We start from the raw sequence: 18,361 nt of genomic DNA, 5'->3' as shown, positions 1-18,361 counted from the left end.
CACATCGCTTTCCGTCCTGCGGAGAATAGCTTCTTGCATCCCGACAGCTCCCTTGTCCGCCGTTGCGTCGCTTCGCCCAACCATGGCAAGCGCATCGGTACGGCAAGCCCGTCGATGCTGATCCTGCATTACACCGGCATGCCGGATGGGCAGGGCGCATTGGAGCGCTTGTCGGACGAAGCATCGCAGGTCTCCTGTCATTATTTCATCGGAGAGGACGGCGAGATCATCAAGATGGTGCCCGAGGCGCGGCGCGCCTGGCATGCTGGACTGTCGAACTGGGAGGGGATTTCCGACATCAATTCCCGTTCCATCGGCATCGAGATCGTCAATCCGGGACATGAATGGGGCTATCGCGATTTTCCGGTCGTGCAGATGGCCGCCGTTGGGGCGCTCTGCCGCGACATCGTCAGCCGGCGCGCCATCCTGCCCCAGCATGTCCTCGGCCATTCCGACATCGCCCCCTTGCGCAAGACCGATCCGGGCGAACGCTTCGATTGGGCGGGTCTCGCCGCTGAGGGCGTCGGCCTTCATGTGCCGCCCGTTCCGATCCGGGGAGGGCGCTTCTTTTCGCCCGGCGAGACCGGACAGCCGATCGAGGCCCTGCAGGCGATGTTCGCGCTCTATGGCTATGGCCTGCCGATCACAGGCGTCTACGACGAACTGACCGAGGCTGTGGTTACCGCTTTCCAGCGCCATTTCCGGCAGGAGCGCGTGGATGGCATTTGCGACGCCTCAACCATCGAGACGCTGCGCGATCTCATCGCGAGGCGGGGGTAGCAAACCCTTTCTTCGCGGCGCTGTGCTTCGATGCCGATCTGAAGATCGGCGCACCAAGCGCGCCCTTCCTCGGTGTGCCGGTCTTCAGACCGGCATGGAAGCATCGCCCTTCAACTGGCGGCCTCCTAACTCATCCTGTGCGTTTTCGCACATCGCGACTCGACGCCACCTCCTACACACAAACTCGCGAATGGTTCATTCCCCCCAAGACACACTCAGCCGGTGCTCTGCGCCGGCTTTTTCTTTGTTGACGTCCTGATGACATCGCGTCAGACAGGCGCGGCTAGCTGGCCGGGCGGCCGCTGTTCCAGGGCCTCGTGCTTCTGGGATGGAGGAAAGTCCGGGCTCCACGGAAATAGGGTGCCGGCTAACGGCCGGCGGGGGCGACCTCAGGGAAAGCGCCACAGAAAGCAAACCGCCCCGGCAGGGATTCATTTTTGAACTTGCCGGGGTAAGGGTGAAAGGGTGCGGTAAGAGCGCACCGCGCCTCTGGTAACAGAGGCGGCACGGCAAGCCCCACCCGGAGCAAGACCGAATAGGGACGGCCGCGGCGGCCTTCGGGCGCGCCGAAGCGCATTTCCGCGCTGCCGTCCGGGTTGGTTGCATCGAGGTTGCCTGTGAGGGCAGCCCCAGAAGAATGGCCGCCACGTTCGCGAAAGCGGGCCATACAGAACCCGGCTTACAGGCCAGCTAGCATTCTTCTTGTGAAATCAGCGGGCTCGATCCCCGGGCCGGTATTTGGTGCCGGGCCTCCCCCATTCTTGTTTTTGTCGTCAAATCCCGCCAGATTGCGCAGCAAATCGTCTTGGAATTCGGCAATGAGCATTATCTGGACCATCATCATCGGCTTCATCGTCGGCCTGATCGCCCGCTTTCTGTCGCCAGGACCGCATAATCCGAGTGGCTTCATCCTCACTACCGTGCTGGGTATCGTGGGCGCCGCCCTGGCGACCTGGCTCGGTCAGCAGATCGGCTGGTACAGCCCGGGCGACAGGGCCGGCTTCATCGGCGCCATCATCGGCTCGATCCTGGTGCTGATGATCTGGCGTGTCTTCGCCCGCAGCGCCTGAAGACGGGTTGCCGCGTGAGGGGGCTGTCCGAAGCAGCAATGGCCCGCCTCGATCCGGCCATTGCGGGCAGGCTCAGCCGGTCACGGCTTGTTGCATCGTGCCCGGTTCAGGGATTTTCGTCTTGGCGCGGCGCCGAAGTTCCAGGCTTTCCTGCAGATTGCCGTGGTAGGAATGGTAGCCGTGATGGTTAATGGTGGCTGTGGTATCCACCCACAATTCGCCGCCACACTCGCGCCAGCGGTCGCAGAAAGCATAGTCCTCGCCGATCGCCTGCCCGTCCACCACCGGGATGTTGAACAGCGGATAGAGACGATAGGGCACGTTGTGATACTGGTATCCGTCGCTCTTGAAGCGGTTGACCATCTTCTCGAGCATGTCGCGTCGGCACAGCATGGCGCCGGCACCGACTCGCAGCGCCCGCGCGAAGCCGTTGCGTATCTCGCCCAGGTGTGACTGGCCGCTGAGCACGGACGGATCCTCGAACACCACATTCCAGCGGACGGTGGAAGCGTGGAAGTCCTCGAGATCGCGGGCGAAGACCCTCGCCGCCTTCTCGTTGTCATAGCCCTTCGAGACATAGGGCGCCGCCGTGAAGGGCTGGTTGTGCATCTCGCTGAACTGCAGCATGCGCAGCACTGTTTTCGGATGAACCTCCATGTCCGAGTCGAGACAAAGAAGATGTGTGCAATTTCCACTTAGAAAGTAGCTGACGACTGCGTTCCTGGCATGCTCCAGATGAGGAATTCCCGATTGGCCGAGAAAGTCGACTTCGATCTTATTCTTTTTCAGCTCGAGAGTTATGCTTAAAAATGAACGAACTGCATCTATGTCTACATATCTGTTGCCACAGACGCAGGCAATGAGAACAGAGATTCTCTTCACCCGATAATCCTTTTCAATATGCGTTCTTTGGCTCTTTCGAACCCGGCAATGCGGTATCAATGAACAAGCAGATATCCGATTTTACGAGAGGCAGGAAGCTTATAATCCTCAACCATGGCGTTAGTTGACTCAATCATATGTATACTATTCGTATGGGGAGCGTTTAAGATGCAATAATTTAGATATGTCGATCAAATCCTGGACCTAAATTACTGAAAATAAGCCAAAAGATTCGCTCCTCATGGTATAAATATTTTATATTTGTGAGTTTCGACTCTGCCTCTATCACAAAATTGTGTTCGGCTTGGTTTGGTGGGTTCGGGACCTTAGGGGCGGCTTCACCTTCGCGTCCGGGCTGACGTTTTCCCTCCGAGAAAAGTGAGCATCCGGCCTCTGGCGCGGGTTTGGGCGCCGGGTATCGCAAGCCCAAAATTTATGCGGCGTGGTTATTGAAGGTCCACAACCATGCTGCATTTTTCTGCTAGTATCAAAAGAGGTAGATAGGTTGTGGAGTTACTGCATATGGTGAGTGCTATTACTCAATCGGACGTAATCTCTGAACGTCAGCTGGAGCAGTTCCGGCGCGACGGCTATATGATTATCAAGGCTGCCTTTACAAAAGATACTGCAAAGTCATGTGAGAATTTGATTCTCGAAATGCTGAAAAGCGAATATCAAGTCGACCCGAAAGTACCCTACAAAGCCAGGTTTGTCTTGAATAGACGTGCCAGCGTCGTTTTCGACAAGATGATTACATCAAAGCTTACCGCTGGACTGAATAAACTTTTCGGAAGAGATGGCTGGGATTCGACGCATTTCCGCAGCCATGGCGACTTCTTCATCACATTTCCGGGTTTTGTGAAGTCTTCGCAAAAGCCCTCGCCCCTTGTCGGTCGCTGGCATGTCGATCTCGGCCACCGCGCCGCAGAGGCCCATGACATCCATGACAGGAACTGTGCCTTCGTGCCCGCATTCCTGGTGACCGATTCCAGGCAGGACGGTGCCTGCACGCTTGTTGCCGCCGGCTCGCACCGGGTCGTCGCCCGCTTGCTGGGCTCGATGGACGAGCCCATCAGGCGCCAGGACATGGTGGCGTTCTGCGAAGGTTATATTTCTCGCAAGGAAGGGCAGGACAGCGTGGTGCAGTTGACCGGCGAGGCCGGCGACGTCGTGGTGATGCATCCTCTCCTGATGCATGCGGCCTCGGCCAACTGCCGCGACACGGTCCGCATCATGGCCAATACGGGTGTTGGCGGCATCGGCAGGCGTCAACTCGGAGCCAACGACTCTAATCGCTGCGTGGCGGATGAGGTTATCTGGCAGGAGATTAAATCGATCCGGCGCAAGCCTTCGGACGAACGCCTCCTGAAGGCAGCACTCTCCCTGAACCGTTATTTCTGGGCCTTGCGCTACCGGCTCTACGACAGGTGGAAACGCGAGGCGGAGACGCGGCGTGACAACAGGGAAGTCTCTTTCGACTGGCGTGTGTTGCCCTACCTTCTTCTGAAACCGGTCTGCACGTTGACGACATCGGCCATCGTCAGGATTGTCCGATGACGCCAACGCCGTGTGCGATGCTTGCCTTGCACGAACGCGCCTCATATTCCCACAACCTGGCGTCATGGTCTCCGGCAGCGCGTTGCTGTAAGCCTTGACGAGACGAGATCTGGATTCGGCCGGAAACGACGATGCGTATGAAGCGGATGCTCACCCTGGTCCTGGCCGTGGCGAGCGCTGCCATGTCATCGGCATTGTTGCCATCCACGTCCTGGGGCGCCAAGCCCTCCCCACCACCTCCCGATCCGAGCTTCCATTATGTCGACGACGCTGATGCCTATGGCAAATATGTCGCCTTCATCGCCACGCGGCAGGGCTCGGTCTTCTATTATTGCGCCGGCAGCGTTATCGACCGGCGCTTCATCCTGACGGCGGCGCATTGCGTCGCGCCGAGGGCGGGTGCGACGACCGTTTATTTCGGCACCGACATGCGGCGTTTCCTACGCGGGGGCAGGGGCATCCCGGCTGCGGATATCAGGACCAATCCGCGCTATTTCGACGATGCCGGCCCGGCTGAAAAGACCACGCTGTGGTGGCAGGACCAGCACGAGGCCGACCTTGCCGTGATCAAATTGTCGCGCGATATTCCCGACGGCTACAAGCCCGTCGCGCTCGACTACACCACCACGCACAAGACCGACGGCCATTTCTCGCGGATGATCTCGGGCTACAGCCTGGGCTACGGCGATATCATAACGCCCAAGGGCAAGAAGAAGCTCGACATCCGCCTCAAGCGCAAGGACCTCGGCGGCCTGCGTGTCTTCGAATATTCCAACATCCTGCTCGCGGCGCCCGAGAAGGCAGCCTATTCGGTGTGCAGCGGCGATTCTGGCGGCCCGATCATCCTGAGCGACGGTGCCGATACGCCGCGGCAGATCGGCGTGAACTCGCGCGCCGATCTCAAATGCCAGGGCAGTTCCGCACCGGCGCCGATCGCCGATTCCTATGACTGGATTCGCGATGCCATGATCGACCTCAAGGCGCCGAACCCGGTCCCCGCGCGCCCGGATTACGCCGGCGACTGCGTGGCGCGTGCCGCCAGCGTAAAGAGCGTCGACGGCAAGCGCTCGGTCGAGATCAGCATCACCAATAGCTGCACGGCCACGGTGCGCTGCATCGATGCCGGCTGGTACAAGGATGACAAGGGCCCGCGCACCTTGTTCAAGAACCCTGTCGATTTGAAATCAGGCGAGGTCTACGCCAAGGCGCTGGCAGGCGTGCAGACGGCTGCCGACGAAGTAGGGCTCACCACATGCTCGCGGGTGGAGGACAAGGGCGCGACGGTGAGCAAGGCGGGGCCATGAGGGCCGTGCGGTTTATTTCACCGCATGCTTGTCGAGAATCAACACGTCGATATTCCTGTCCGGCGTGTAGTTCATCTTCTTCAATTCATAGCGCGTGCTGCTCATCTTCTGCGCCCCGTCGGCGCAGAAGGAAACGAGGTTGTCGGGAAAGGCCTTGTCGATGGTGAGGTCGAAGCGACCGATCGGGCCGAGGCTGTCTTTCGCGATGGCATAGCCGAAATAGGTCTGCTGGGCCTTGAGATCGCCGGGCATCTCGCCGCCCTTCGCCTTGGCTTCGGCAATACGCTTGGTCAGGAGATCGGCGGCGCGCAGGAAGCCGTCATTGGTGCAGTACTTCTTCTGGTATTGTGCCAGCGATTCACCGGTGAGATTGGCCTTGTCGAAATAGACGCCCGATGCTGTGCCGACGCTGGGGGTGAAGCTGTGCTGAAGCAGCACTTCCTTCCTAGCCGGGAAAACCTGCTGGCGGGTGAAGGTCGAGCGCAGGGTCCAAAGCGGAGTGACGCTGTCGCCCTCGATGCTGGCATAGCCGGCGCCGGTGAGCTTGGCGCGATCCTCTGCGCCGAGCTGCCTAATGGCCGCCGCGGTGGCATCGCCGAACGGCATCAGCGGAACATTCAAGCCCTTGAGCAGGTCCGTGATCTCGGTTTCCTGGCCGCCGTCGGGAGTGAAAAAGGCATGCTGCTCCAGCGCCGCTTCCGCCTGCTGCCCATTAACTTTTGTCTGGAAGTTGAGGAAATTGGCGGAGCCGGCGCCGGGGATGGCGACTGCAAGGTCCTGTTCGCCGGCGATATCAGGCAGCGCAAAGGATACGGCGAGGGGAAGGTCCTTGTCGCCCTTGTTGTAGAAGCGGTAGGCGACGCGGATCTGTCTGGTCGAGAGGAAGACATCCTCGGCCCTCAGCTCGATCTGGTCGTTCTTGCCCAGAACCAGGCCGCCAGCATCGAGATTGGCCACGGAATCGTCCGCCAGGGCACCGCCGCAGGGCAGAGCGAGGGCAAGGCCGGCACTCAGAAGAAGCGCTTTTGCGGAAGTCGACATCGAGACCGAATCTCCACACCAGTGCGGTGAATTGGCGATTGTGCATGGCTTTGCGGGGCAACGAAAGTGGTAAGCGCAATGCCGCAAATCTGCGGTTTCACATTCCATCGATTTGCATAACGTTTGGGAAGTTCGGGCGGGATTTCATGAGGCCCGCGAACCGTTCATTAACCTTTCATCGGCGTTAATGGGATCGGAGAAATTCGCTCGATTTGCGGGCAAGTTCGTCCGCAATCCTGCTGTCCGAGAGTACGATGTCCGCACCTTCCATGCCCTCCAACGATGCTGCGCGGCATGTGCCGGTGATGCTCGCCGAGGTGCTGGAGGCCTTGGCGCCGCGCGCGGGCGAGCGCTTTATAGACGGCACCTACGGCGCTGGCGGCTACAGCAAGGCTATCCTCGATGCCGCGCCCGGTGTCCGCGTGCTTGCGATCGACCGCGATCGCACCGCCATAGCCAATGGCATGCCGCTCGTGGATGCCATGAAGGGACGGCTCACGCTGGTCGAGGACCGCTTTTCCAATCTCGACGAGCTCGCGCCGATGCTGGGCGAGGGCGGGGTGGACGGCGTAGTGCTCGACATTGGGGTCTCCTCCATGCAGCTCGACGAGGCCGAGCGCGGCTTTTCCTTTCGCCGTGACGGCCCTCTCGACATGCGCATGTCCGGCGAGGGACCTGATGCCGCCGACCTGGTGGCGACCTTGCCGGAAGAAACCTTGGCGCGCATCTTCTTCGTCCTCGGCGAGGAGCGCCGTGCCAATGCGCTGGCCCGCGCCATCGTCACAGACAGGGCTCGGGAACCCTTCACGCGCACCATGCAGCTCGCGGACCTTTGCGGGCGGGTGATCCGCTCCAAGCCTGGCGACATCCATCCGGCCACACGCGCCTTTCAGGCCCTGCGCATCGCCGTCAATGGTGAGCTCGACGAACTGGGCGAAGCCTTGCTTGCCGCCGAGCGCGCGCTGAAGGCCGGCGGGCGCCTTGTCATCGTTACCTTCCACTCGCTGGAAGACCGCATCGTCAAGATCTTCTTCGCCGACCGTACACGCAGCCAGGCGGGCGGCTCGCGCCACGCGCCTGTGACCGCGGTGCCGCCGGCAACCTTCATCCAGACCCATCGGGCCGCCATCGCCGCTTCCCCCGCCGAGGCGGAAGCCAATCCTCGCGCCCGTTCCGCCAAGCTGCGCTTTGCCATTCGCAGCGAGGCGCCAGCCCGCGACACCGGTACCAGCTTTCTCGGACTGCCTGACATGAAACTTCAATCCGGGAGGAGCCGGTGACGCGCATCCTCAATCTCATTCTGGTCGGCCTGCTGGTCGCTTCGGCGATAGGCGTCTATTCGATTAAATATGAGTCTACCCTTCAGGCTGAGAAGGTCGCCAAGCTCCGCCGCTCGATCGATGCCGAACGCCGCTCGATCGAAGCGCTTCGGGCCGAATGGGCCTATATGAGCCAGCCGGAGCGGGTGGGAGAGATGGCCAAGCGCCATCTCAACCTCGTGCCGATGAAGATTACTCAGGTCGTCACCCCCGCCGACCTGCCGGCGAAGGTGCAACAGGGCGATTTGATCGCCGAGAAACTCGAAGGTTTGGGCCTCGCCGGGCAGCCGCAAGTGACAGGATCGACGCAATGAGCCAAGGGACTTCGGGCGGCGAGACCTTGAGCGGCGAGACTCTCGTGGAAGATCACATCATGGGCACCGTCCCTGCTCCGGATGAGGTCATGCCCGAACCGGTTGCTGCGCCGGCGCGAGCCGCACCACCACGCCGCCGCATGACCAAGCTGCAGAAGAGCGCGAGCCGCATCATGCTGCTCGTGGCCGGCTTTGCCTGCATCTACGTGGCGATCTTTGCCCGCCTGACCCAGTTCGGTGCCGAGCCCGACCAGCAATTCGATGCGCGCCGTTCCGCCGCCGACCAACTCGCCGCAGCGCGCCCCGCCGTCCTCGATCGCAATGGCCGCATCCTCGCCACGGACGTGCAGGTGCCCTCCCTCTATGCCGAGCCGAAGAAGATCATTGATGTCGATGAGGCGACCGAACTTCTGACCGCCCAGCTGCCGGATCTCGATGCCCGCGAGCTGCGCGCCAAGCTCGCTTCCGGCAAGGGCTTCATCTGGCTGAAGCGCGAGATCACACCGGAGCAGCAGGCCTCGATCTACAAGCTTGGCCTGCCCGGCGTCGGCTTCATCATGGAGAACAAGCGGATTTATCCGAACGGCGCCACGTTGAGCCACGTGCTGGGCGCCGTGAACATCGACAACCAGGGCATTGCCGGCATCGAGAAATATATCGATTCCAAGCGAGGCCTCAGCGACTTGCAGGCGCTCGGCTACGCTTCCAATTCGGCTGACCTGAAGCCGGTGCAACTCTCCATCGACCTGCGTACCCAGGCCATCATGCGTGACGAGCTGGTGGACGGCATGGCGCATTTCCGCGCCAAGGCGGCTGCCGGCGCCATCATGGACGTGAACACCGGCGAGATGCTCTCCCTGGTGTCGCTGCCTGATTTCGATCCGAACAATCCGGCCGACGCGCTTGATCCCAACAAGATCAACCGCATCAATGTCGGCACGTACGAGATGGGCTCGACCTTCAAGGCTCTCACCCTGGCCGAAGGCATCGAATCCGGCAAGTTCACCACCAACTCCATCCTGGATGCGGTGCATCCGCTGCATTTCGGCCGCTTCACCATCACCGACTACCACGCCACCTACTCGATGCTCAGCCTGCCGCAGGTGTTCGTGCATTCGTCCAACCTCGGCGCCGCCAAGATCGCGCTGTCGCTCGGTACAGATGCGCAGAAAGCCTTCCTCACCATGATGGGGCAGACCTCTCGCCTCGTCACGGAGCTGCCGGAAAATGCCATGCCCCTCGTGCCGCGCCGCTGGAGTGAGGTGAGCACGGCCACGATCTCCTTCGGCCACGGCATCGCCGTCGCTCCGCTGCAGGCGCTGATGGCGGTGGGCGCGATGATGAATGGCGGCCATCTCATCAAGCCTACCTTCCTGGTGCGCAACGAGGAGGCCGCTTTGGCGTCCTCGATCCAGGTGCTCAAGCCGCATACCTCGGACGTGATGCGCTATGTGCTGCGCCTCAACGCCACCGATCCGAAGGGCTCGGCGAAATTCGCCGACCGGCCCGGCCTGCAGGTCGGCGGCAAGACGGGTACCGCCGAAAAGCTCGTCGGTGGCCGCTATGCCAAGGACAAGCTCCACAACTTCACGACGTTCATGGCGGTGTTTCCGTTCGACAAGCCAAAATATCTGGTGCTGGTGATCTATGACGAGCCCCAGCCCGTGCCGGAAAGCTATGGCTACACGACGGCGGCGTGGAACGGCGGCGTCACCACCGGCAAGATCCTGGAGCGCGTTGCCCCGTTGCTCGGTGTGAAGCCGCGCTTCTACGATGTGCCAAACTCCGTACCTCCGCTCTACGCGCCGAAGGACCAGGCCCTGAACATGGCCTGGCTCACCGCCCATTGAGGCGCGTGGCCGGCAAGAAGGTGGTGGTCATGGCCGCTGCGCCACAGCCCGGTCATGGAAAGGTTCCATTGCCGGGTTTCCGTCTATAGAAGACGCCCGCTGAATCTTGCTTACCGAACACCTCATGACCAAGACCTCCCATGACTAAGACTCTTGCCGACATCGCGCCAAAAGGCACCCTCGATCCGGGCTTTGCCGGGATCGCCGTCGCCGGCATCACGGCGGATTCGCGCCAAGTGAAACCCGGCTTCGTTTTCGTGGCGATTCCCGGCACCAAGAGCGACGGGCTGGATTATGTGCCGCAAGCCCTTGCCTCCGGCGCGGTCGCGGTGGCGGCAGAACGGAGGCTCGAGCTAGGGGGGCAGGTAGCCGGCCTCCGGGTGGCGAACGCCCGCAAGGCCCTCAGCGAGATCGCGGCGGCCTTCTATGACCGCCAGCCCGCTACCATCACCGCTGTGACGGGCACCAGCGGCAAGACTTCGGTCGCCGCCTTCGTGCGCCAGATCTGGGAACGTCTCGGCCATCAGGCCGCCTATATCGGCACGATCGGCATGGTGACGCCGTGGGGCGAGACCTATGGCTCTCTGACCACGCCCGATCCGGTCGAACTGCACCGCCTGATCGACGAACTTGCCGGCAAGGGCATCACGCATCTGGCCATGGAGGCCTCCTCGCACGGGCTCGACCAGTACCGGCTCGACGGTGTCAGGCTGGCCGCCGGCGCCTTCACCAACCTGTCGCGGGACCATCTCGACTACCACCCCACGGTCGAGGCGTATCTGGAGGCCAAGCTCCGTCTCTTCCGCGAGTTACTGCCGCGCGGCGCCGGCGCTGTAGTTTCGGCCGACCATGCCGAAGCCCAGGCAGTGATCGCAGCCGCGCAGGCGAGAGGGCTCGTCCTCATCACGGTCGGTGAGGCGGGTGACGGCATCAAGCTGCTGTCCAACCGGATCGATGGTTTCACCCAGCATCTGACGCTGGAGCATCGCGGGCGCTCCTATGCCGTGAACTTGCCGCTCGCCGGCCGTTTCCAGGTCGAGAACGCCCTGGTGGCGGCAGGCCTGTGCATCGCCACGGGCGGGGATCCCGCCGCGGTCTTCGCTGCGCTGGAACAGCTGCATGGTGCCAAGGGGCGGCTCGACCTGGTCGGCACCGTGGAAGGAGCGCCTGTTCTGGTCGACTATGCCCACAAGCCGGATGCGCTCGAAAAGGCACTGGAAGCCCTGAAGCCCTTCGCTAAGCGCGAACTCGTGGTGATCTTCGGATGCGGCGGCGACCGGGATCCCGGTAAGCGCCCGATGATGGGCGAGATCGCAACCCGCCTCGCCGACAAGGTCATCGTCACCGACGACAATCCGCGCAGCGAGGATCCTGCCACAATCCGCGCTGCCGTGCTCGCCGCCGCACCCGGCGCCATCGAGATCGGCGACCGCCGCCTCGCCATCGAGACCGCAGTCGCCGAACTCGGTCACGGCGATGTCTTGCTTATTGCCGGAAAGGGCCATGAGCCCGGCCAGATCGTCGGCAAGACCGTCCTGCCTTTTTCCGATCACGAGGTGGCGCGCGAGGCCATCGCGCGCCGCACGGCGTGAAGCCGACCTGTATTGGGGGGCTGGTCTTCAGACCCGGCCTCCTTGGAATGTCCCGCCTCTGGATAAGCTCGGCCGGGTCTGAAGACCCGCCCCCCAAAGGTGCGGCTTGGTGTAACGTCGCTCCTGCGAGCGGCCTGATTCGGCCAGGCGTGGCCGAAGGTTTGAGAGGGTTTCCATGTTCTATCTGCTGAGCCGCTTCAGCGAACATTTCGAGGTCCTCAACGTTTTTCGCTACATAACCTTCCGCACCGGCGGGGCGATTGCGACGGCATTGCTCTTCGTCTTCTTCTTCGGACCCTGGACGATCTCCTGGCTGCGCCTGAAGCAGGGCAAGGGCCAGCCGATCCGTGTCGACGGCCCGCAGTCGCATCTCTCCAAGCGCGGCACGCCGACCATGGGCGGGCTGATGATCCTGTCCGGCCTGACGGTCTCGGTGCTGCTCTGGGGCAACCTCGCCAATCCCTATGTCTGGATGGTGCTGCTCGTCACACTCGGCTTCGGGGCCATCGGCTTCTATGACGACTATCTGAAGGTGACCAAGCAGAGCCACAAGGGCTTCTCGGGCCGATCGCGACTCTCGTTCGAGTTCGCCATAGCGGCGATCGCGGTGATCGTCATGGCGGAAGTGGGCGGAGCACGCTTTTTCGGCTTCCTGTGGGGCGGCGGCGAGGCGATCCCCCAGGCGACCTCGCTGGCGTTTCCCTTCCTCAAGGAACTTCTTGTCAACCTCTCCTACTTCTTTGTTGTCTTTGGTGCTTTCATCATCGTGGGCTTCGGCAATGCGGTTAATCTCACCGATGGTCTCGACGGCCTTGCCATCGTGCCGGTGATGGTGGCGGCGGGCAGCTTCGGCTTCATCGCCTATCTCGCCGGCAACGCGGTGTTCTCCAGCTACCTGCAGATCCATTTCGTGCCCGGCACCGGCGAGTTGGCGGTGATCTGCGGCGCCATGATCGGATCGGGCCTCGGCTTCCTGTGGTTCAATGCCCCGCCCGCCCAGATCTTCATGGGCGACACGGGCTCGCTCGCTCTTGGCGGCATGCTGGGCTCGATCGCGGTTGCGACGAAGCATGAGATCGTGCTGCTGATCGTCGGAGGCCTGTTCGTGGCCGAGACGCTCTCGGTGATCATCCAGGTGATCTCTTTCCGCTATACTGGCAAGCGCGTCTTCAAGATGGCGCCGATCCACCACCATTTCGAGCAATTGGGGTGGAGCGAGCCGCAGGTCGTCATTCGCTTCTGGATCATCGCCATCGTGCTCGCGCTGCTCGGCCTCGGCACGCTGAAGCTGAGGTAGGCATGACCCCGGTGACCTGTTTCGGCGACCGTATGGTTGCCGTGTTCGGCCTTGGCGGCTCAGGGCTCGCCACGGCATTGGCTTTGGCCGCGGGTGGCGCGCGGCCGGTTGTCTGGGACGATGGCGAAGCCGGGCGCAACGCGGCGGCCGGCAAGGGGTTGTCGGTTAGAAATCTCGCCGAGATCGATTGGACCTCCGTCGCAGCTCTAGTCCTTTCTCCCGGCGTGCCGCTCACCCATCCGGAGCCGCACTGGACGGTAAAGCTCGCTGCCAGCCACGGCGTCGAAGTGATCGGCGATATCGAGCTTTTCGTGCGCCAACGTCGCCTGCAGGCGCCGGGCTCGCCCTTCGTCGCCATTACCGGCACCAATGGCAAATCGACCACGACGGCGCTGATTGCCCATCTCTTCACGGCTGCGGGCCACGACACCCAGCTCGGAGGCAACATCGGCACGGCGATCCTGTCGCTCGAGCCGCCGGCGCCGGATCGCGTGAATGTCATCGAGTGCTCGTCCTACCAGATCGATCTCGCGCCGAGCCTCGATCCTTCCGTCGGCATCCTGCTCAACGTCACCGAGGACCACCTCGACCGCCATGGCACGCTGGAGCATTACGCCGAGGTGAAGGCGCGCCTGGTCCGGGGGGCCAAGACGGTTGTCGTCGGCGTCGATGATCCCTGGTGCGCCGCCATCGCCGACGACATCGAACGCATGGGCGGCAAGCCTGTCCGCATCTCAGTGGAGAAGGTCCTGGTCGATGGTGTCTATGCCATTGGCGAGACACTTTATTCCGCGCAGGCTGGCCCGGCCGTCGAGGTTGCCTCCCTGGCCGGCATCGGCTCCCTCCGTGGCGCGCACAACGCGCAGAACGCCTGCGCGGCGTTCGCGGCCGCGTACGCCCAAGGCCTCAGCCTCGACCAGATCCAGGCCGGAATGCGCAGCTTCCCCGGTCTTGCCCACCGCATGGAGCAGGTGGGCCGGCTCGGGCCGGTGCTGTTCGTCAACGACTCCAAGGCCACCAATGCCGATGCTGCCGCGAAGGCGCTCTCCTCCTTCGAGACCATGTACTGGATCGCCGGCGGCAAGCCGAAGACCGGGGGCATCGTCTCGCTGGCCGAGTATTTCCCGAAGATCCGCAAAGCCTATCTGATCGGGGAGGCGGCGGAGGAATTCGCGGAGACGCTGGATGGGCATGTCCCGTTTGTGCTCGCGGAGACCATCGATAAGGCCGTCCCGCTCGCCGCCGCCGATGCCGCCGCCTCCGGTCTTGCCGAACCGGTGGTGCTGCTCTCGCCGGCCTGTGCTTCCCTCGACCAGTTCCGTAATTTCGAGGAACGGGGCAAGGCCTTCAGCGCTGCCGTGCTGGCCCTGCCGGGTATTGGGAAGGTCTGACTGCGGCTGCCGAGGCTGCGCGTCGAAGAGTAGCGGGGTGGCTACATCGCCGGTGCGGTTGCGGGCGTCGGCGCACAGGAAGCCCTCGTGGATGCGAACTGAGTGTGCGGTGGGGTTCGCAATCGGCTTCACGCGATCGGCGGTAGGCGTTGCGCCAACAGTAGGAGTCTAGCCGAAACGGGCTACCAGAAAGTCGATGGCGCTGCGCAGCATGGCCGTCGGCCGGCGGTCCGGCGCGTAGACCAAGTGCATGGGCGTCTGCATGTAAGACCATTGCGGCAGAACCGGTTCGAGTCGACCCGCTTCGAGATCGTTGAGAAGCAACAGTTCCGGTTGAAGTACGACGCCCGCGCCATGGAGCGCGGCAACACGCAGCGCCGATCCCTGGTTCGTGGTGAAGCGGCTGCTCACGGCCACCGCGCATGTTTCGTTTTCCGGACCGACGAGGTGCCAGACGCCTTGCGTGCGCCAATAGGCGTGGCCGAGGCATTCATGACCGCTCAAGTCCAGGGGATGTTCCGGCCGGCCGCAGCGGGTCAGATAGGAAGGCGCGGCGGCCAGAATGCGCCGATAGGGTTTCAACGGCCGCGCGACCAGGTTCACATCCTTCAATTCGCCGATTTGAATGCCGAGCTCACAACCCTCGCCGATCAGATCGGGCGTGCGGTTGTCAAGCACGAGATCGACACTGACCTCAGGGTTGCGTTGCAGATAGTCCACCAAGGCCGGAACAAGGCTTTCGCTGCCGAAGCTCACCGGCGCGGCAAGGCGCAGGCGCCCGCGAGGGCTGGCCTGCAATTCCGAGGCGCTTGCTTCGGCCATGGCCACTTCGGCCAGCACATTCTTGCATCGTTCGTAATAGAGGCGTCCGACTTCCGTGAGTTGGTGGCGACGGGTGGTGCGGTGGAGCAGTCGAGCACCCAGGCGTCGTTCGATGGAGCGTATGTGTTTGGCGACCATGGTCGCGGAAACGCGGCTGGCCTCCGCGGCTGCGGCGAAACTGCCACGTTCCACAACCGTGACGAACATCGCCATGCCGGCCAGCCTGTCCATTATTGCAACCCATATGGTTCAGAATGAAATACCCAGATGCGTGTTTATCGCCAATTTGGTTTGCAGGACATTCCCGTGGGCCTTCAATCAGGCCTTTTTCAGAAGGAAGTGATCATGCCTGTCTTACACCTGGAAATGCATCCCGGACGGACACAAGAGCAAAAGCGCAATTTTGTCCGCGAGGCGACGAGAGCCGTCGTTGAAACCCTGGTGTGCCCTCCGGAATCCGTCGAGATCATTATTAGCGAGATTCCCAAGGACGCGTGGGCAGTAGCCGGGAAGCTCAAGTCGGACAGCTGAGGGCAAAGCTCCCGGATCATCGTGTCGTCTTTGGAGTGCCGGTGTGATGATCGCGCCGGCGCTCCAACGCTTCGTGGAAGTCCGCGCGCCACCCTGCGGGATCAGGTATTCCGCTGCCGGGGACCACGCCCGATGCCCTTCGTCATCGGGTTCCGTATCGGGGGCCGGGAGAAAGAGCCACAAGGGGGTTCCACTTAACCCTTCCTAAACCGTGTCGGGAGCACTGCTAGGGCGTATCTGCCTCAGTTGACGGACCTCCCTTTCATGGCCTCGCGTACCGAACGATCAGCCTTCAATTCCTGGTGGTGGACCGTCGATCGACTGATGCTGATGACCATCCTTGCTTTGATGCTGATCGGCATCGTGCTGCTGCTGGCTGCGAGCCCTGCGGTCGCCGAACGCATCGGCATCAACGACATGTTCCATTTCGTCAACCGCCAGGCAATCCTGATCCCACCGGCACTGATGGTGATGGTGGGCGTGTCCTTTCTCTCGCCCCAGGCCCTAAGGCGGCTCGCGCTTGCGGTCTTCATCGTCTCGATCATGCTGGTGGTGGCGACACTGCTGTTCGGCGCAGAGGTCAAAGGCTCCAAGCGCTGGATCGCCGGCATCCAGCCCTCCGAATTCCTCAAGCCCGCATTCGTGGTGCTGGCGGCCTGGCTGTTTTCCGAAAACGTCAAACGGACTGACGTGCCCGGCAACATCCTCGCCATCCTGCTGCTCGCCTGTTCGGCGGGCCTGCTGATCATGCAGCCCGACTTCGGCCAGACCATGCTGATCTCCATCGTCTGGGGGGCGTTGTTCTTCATGGCCGGCCTGCACTGGTTGTGGATGGTCGGGCTCGGCGGCATCGGCACCGTCGGCATCGTGGCGGCCTATCACTTCATTCCACACGTCACCTCGCGCATCGACCGCTTCCTGAAGCCCGAGGGCACCGACACCTTCCAGGTGGACGTGGCACGCGACGCCTTTCTCTCCGGCGGCTGGTTCGGCAAGGGCCCGGGCGAGGGCACCTACAAACTGATCCTGCCGGACTGTCATACCGACTTTATCATGGCGGTGACGGGCGAGGAGTTCGGCCTGCTCTTCGTCATGGTCCTGGTGGCCATGTTCGCGCTGATCGTGCTGCGCGGCTTCTGGCACGCCTTCAGGCTGGAAGATCCGTTCTGCCGCTTCGCCACCGCCGGCCTCACCTTGCTGTTCGGCCTGCAGTCCTCGATCAACTTGATGGTCAATCTCCACATGATGCCGGCCAAGGGCATGACGCTGCCCTTCATCTCCTATGGCGGCTCCTCGCTAATCTCGGTGGCTTATGGCATGGGCATGGTGCTCGCGCTTACCCGCCGCCGTCCGCGCACCGACATGCTGGAAAGCGCGTTCACCTTCCGTGACCGCCATCGTGGCCCCTCCGAGGCCGGCGTGGGGCTGGCATCGTGAGCGGTAAGACCATTCTGCTCTGTGCCGGGGGTACCGGCGGCCACCTCTTCCCGGCCGAGGCCCTTGCCAGTGCCCTGGTGCCACTCGGCTTCAGCGTCCAGCTCGCTACCGACGAGAGGGTGGAGCGCTACACGAGCACCTTCGCCTGGCAGCACATCCACGTCATTCCCTCGGAGACCGTGCGCTCACGCTCGCCCGTAGCGATGGCGAACACGCTCTGGCGCCTCGGCAGCGGCACCCTCGCCGCCTGGCGCATGCTGGGCCGGGTGAAACCGGCAGTGGTGATCGGCTTTGGCGGCTATCCCACCGTGCCGCCCCTGACAGCCGCGACCTGGCGCAAGATCCCCACCATGATCCATGAGGCCAACGCGGTGATGGGCCGGGCCAACCGCATGCTGGCGCCCAAGGTGACACGCATCGCCACTGGATTTGCCGAAGTCTCGATGATGGACAATGTCCAGAAGTCGAAGCTTATTCATACGGGCAATCCCGTGCGCCCGGCCGTGATCGAGGCAGCATCGAAGCCCTATCCCGCGACGGGCGATCGCATCACCCTGCTCGTCTTCGGCGGTAGCCAGGGGGCGGCGGTGATGTCGAGGATCGTGCCGCCCGCCATCGCCCGCCTCGACGAGGGACTGAGACGCCGGTTGCACATCGTCCAGCAGGCCCGCAAGGAGGATCTGGCCGCGGTGCGAGAGACCTATGCCGGGCTGGGCGTCAGCGCCGAGATCGAGGAGTTCTTCCGCGACCTGCCGGCCCGCATCGCCGAGGCCCATCTCGTGGTCAGTCGCAGCGGGGCCTCCACCGTCGCCGAGCTCTCCGTGATCGGGCGTCCGTCGATCCTGGTGCCGCTGCCCGGAGCCCTCGATCAGGACCAGGCCGCCAATGCCCGGACGCTGGCGGCCGTCGACGGGGCGAGGATGGTGATGCAGTCGGACTTCACACCCGAGACGCTGGCAAGCGATCTTACCGCGCTATTCGCGGATCCCGTCGGCCTGGAGCATATGGCGGGAAATGCCCGGCAGGCCGGTATTCCCGACGCAACGGACCGCCTCGCGGACTGGGTGGTAAAGCTGGCGGCGATGTAAGCTTCGGGGGCCGGGTCTTCAGACCCGGCTTCTGGCTGAAGCCGCTCGCGACGAAGAGCCGGGTCCAAAGACCCGCCCCAATTGTT

16 protein-coding genes and 1 other RNA gene are annotated in these 18,361 nt (G+C 62.7%); 14 read left to right on the top strand and 3 right to left on the bottom strand.

Going from position 1 to position 18,361, the window contains the following annotated elements; translation table 11 throughout:
* Positions 1-33: 33 nt before the first annotated feature.
* From ACMDCR_RS20925 to ACMDCR_RS20915, 3 genes are all read left to right on the top strand, one after another.
* A complete protein-coding gene (locus tag ACMDCR_RS20925; protein ID WP_413988464.1) occupies positions 34-780 on the top strand; it encodes an N-acetylmuramoyl-L-alanine amidase in 747 nt (248 codons plus the stop codon).
* 283 nt (positions 781-1,063) lie between these two features.
* Positions 1,064-1,478, top strand: an RNA gene (gene rnpB, locus ACMDCR_RS20920) — RNase P RNA component class A.
* A 120-nt stretch (positions 1,479-1,598) separates the two neighbouring features.
* Positions 1,599-1,850, top strand: a complete 252-nt coding sequence (locus ACMDCR_RS20915) for a GlsB/YeaQ/YmgE family stress response membrane protein (RefSeq protein ID WP_413988463.1) — start codon at positions 1,599-1,601, stop codon at positions 1,848-1,850.
* 72 nt (positions 1,851-1,922) lie between these two features.
* Here ACMDCR_RS20915 and ACMDCR_RS20910 read toward each other — a convergent pair whose 3' ends face one another.
* Complete coding sequence (locus ACMDCR_RS20910) at positions 1,923-2,507, bottom strand: hypothetical protein (protein ID WP_413988462.1); 585 nt, start codon at positions 2,505-2,507, stop codon at positions 1,923-1,925.
* Between the two features lie 747 nt (positions 2,508-3,254).
* Here ACMDCR_RS20910 and ACMDCR_RS20905 point away from each other — a divergent pair.
* Positions 3,255-4,289 carry a phytanoyl-CoA dioxygenase family protein gene (locus ACMDCR_RS20905; RefSeq protein WP_413988461.1) on the top strand — a complete coding sequence of 345 codons (1,035 nt, stop codon included), beginning with the start codon at positions 3,255-3,257 and terminating at the stop codon, positions 4,287-4,289.
* Positions 4,290-4,420: 131 nt separating this feature from the next.
* Positions 4,421-5,593, top strand: coding sequence for a S1 family peptidase (locus ACMDCR_RS20900; protein WP_413988460.1), 1,173 nt, complete (start codon positions 4,421-4,423; stop codon positions 5,591-5,593).
* A 12-nt stretch (positions 5,594-5,605) separates the two neighbouring features.
* Here ACMDCR_RS20900 and ACMDCR_RS20895 read toward each other — a convergent pair whose 3' ends face one another.
* Complete coding sequence (locus ACMDCR_RS20895) at positions 5,606-6,634, bottom strand: DUF4424 family protein (RefSeq protein WP_413988459.1); 1,029 nt, start codon at positions 6,632-6,634, stop codon at positions 5,606-5,608.
* Between the two features lie 254 nt (positions 6,635-6,888).
* On the opposite strand from ACMDCR_RS20895, the gene rsmH reads away from it, so the two are divergent.
* The 6 genes from rsmH to murD all read left to right on the top strand — a co-directional run bounded on the left by rsmH (position 6,889) and on the right by murD (position 14,397).
* Positions 6,889-7,914, top strand: coding sequence for a 16S rRNA (cytosine(1402)-N(4))-methyltransferase RsmH (rsmH, locus tag ACMDCR_RS20890; protein WP_413988458.1), 1,026 nt, complete (start codon positions 6,889-6,891; stop codon positions 7,912-7,914).
* Positions 7,911-8,267: a hypothetical protein gene (locus ACMDCR_RS20885; RefSeq protein WP_413988457.1), complete on the top strand. Its 357-nt coding sequence runs from the start codon at positions 7,911-7,913 to the stop codon at positions 8,265-8,267. Before rsmH ends, ACMDCR_RS20885 begins: the two co-directional genes overlap by 4 nt.
* Entirely contained in the window at positions 8,264-10,117 is a 1,854-nt protein-coding gene (locus ACMDCR_RS20880) for a peptidoglycan D,D-transpeptidase FtsI family protein (RefSeq protein WP_413988456.1), read from the top strand. The genes ACMDCR_RS20885 and ACMDCR_RS20880 overlap by 4 nt, the downstream gene beginning before the upstream one ends.
* Before the next feature lie 140 nt (positions 10,118-10,257).
* The gene (locus tag ACMDCR_RS20875; protein WP_413988455.1) at positions 10,258-11,709 is read left to right on the top strand and encodes a UDP-N-acetylmuramoyl-L-alanyl-D-glutamate--2,6-diaminopimelate ligase; all 1,452 of its coding nucleotides are present in this window, start codon (positions 10,258-10,260) and stop codon (positions 11,707-11,709) included.
* A gap of 175 nt (positions 11,710-11,884) precedes the next feature.
* A complete protein-coding gene (gene mraY, locus ACMDCR_RS20870) occupies positions 11,885-13,006 on the top strand; it encodes a phospho-N-acetylmuramoyl-pentapeptide-transferase (protein ID WP_413988454.1) in 1,122 nt (373 codons plus the stop codon).
* 2 nt (positions 13,007-13,008) lie between these two features.
* Positions 13,009-14,397 (top strand): UDP-N-acetylmuramoyl-L-alanine--D-glutamate ligase, encoded by a 1,389-nt coding sequence (gene murD / locus ACMDCR_RS20865; RefSeq protein ID WP_413988453.1) that lies wholly within the window; start codon positions 13,009-13,011, stop codon positions 14,395-14,397.
* A gap of 168 nt (positions 14,398-14,565) precedes the next feature.
* On the opposite strand, the gene ACMDCR_RS20860 is transcribed toward murD, so the two are convergent.
* Entirely contained in the window at positions 14,566-15,450 is an 885-nt protein-coding gene (locus ACMDCR_RS20860) for a LysR substrate-binding domain-containing protein (RefSeq protein ID WP_413988452.1), read from the bottom strand.
* Positions 15,451-15,564: 114 nt separating this feature from the next.
* On the opposite strand from ACMDCR_RS20860, the gene ACMDCR_RS20855 reads away from it, so the two are divergent.
* From ACMDCR_RS20855 to murG, 3 genes are all read left to right on the top strand, one after another.
* Positions 15,565-15,750, top strand: coding sequence for a 4-oxalocrotonate tautomerase (locus ACMDCR_RS20855; protein WP_413993685.1), 186 nt, complete (start codon positions 15,565-15,567; stop codon positions 15,748-15,750).
* Between the two features lie 264 nt (positions 15,751-16,014).
* Positions 16,015-17,187 (top strand): FtsW/RodA/SpoVE family cell cycle protein, encoded by a 1,173-nt coding sequence (locus ACMDCR_RS20850; protein WP_413988451.1) that lies wholly within the window; start codon positions 16,015-16,017, stop codon positions 17,185-17,187.
* The gene (gene murG, locus ACMDCR_RS20845) at positions 17,181-18,275 is read left to right on the top strand and encodes an undecaprenyldiphospho-muramoylpentapeptide beta-N-acetylglucosaminyltransferase (protein ID WP_413993684.1); all 1,095 of its coding nucleotides are present in this window, start codon (positions 17,181-17,183) and stop codon (positions 18,273-18,275) included. Before ACMDCR_RS20850 ends, murG begins: the two co-directional genes overlap by 7 nt.
* Positions 18,276-18,361 lie beyond the last annotated feature (86 nt).

The organism is Labrys okinawensis, assembly GCF_047345005.1.
GTDB lineage: Bacteria > Pseudomonadota > Alphaproteobacteria > Rhizobiales > Labraceae > Labrys > Labrys okinawensis.
Note: the sequence above shows the minus strand (reverse complement) of the source record. Positions and strands in the feature narration are given on the sequence as shown.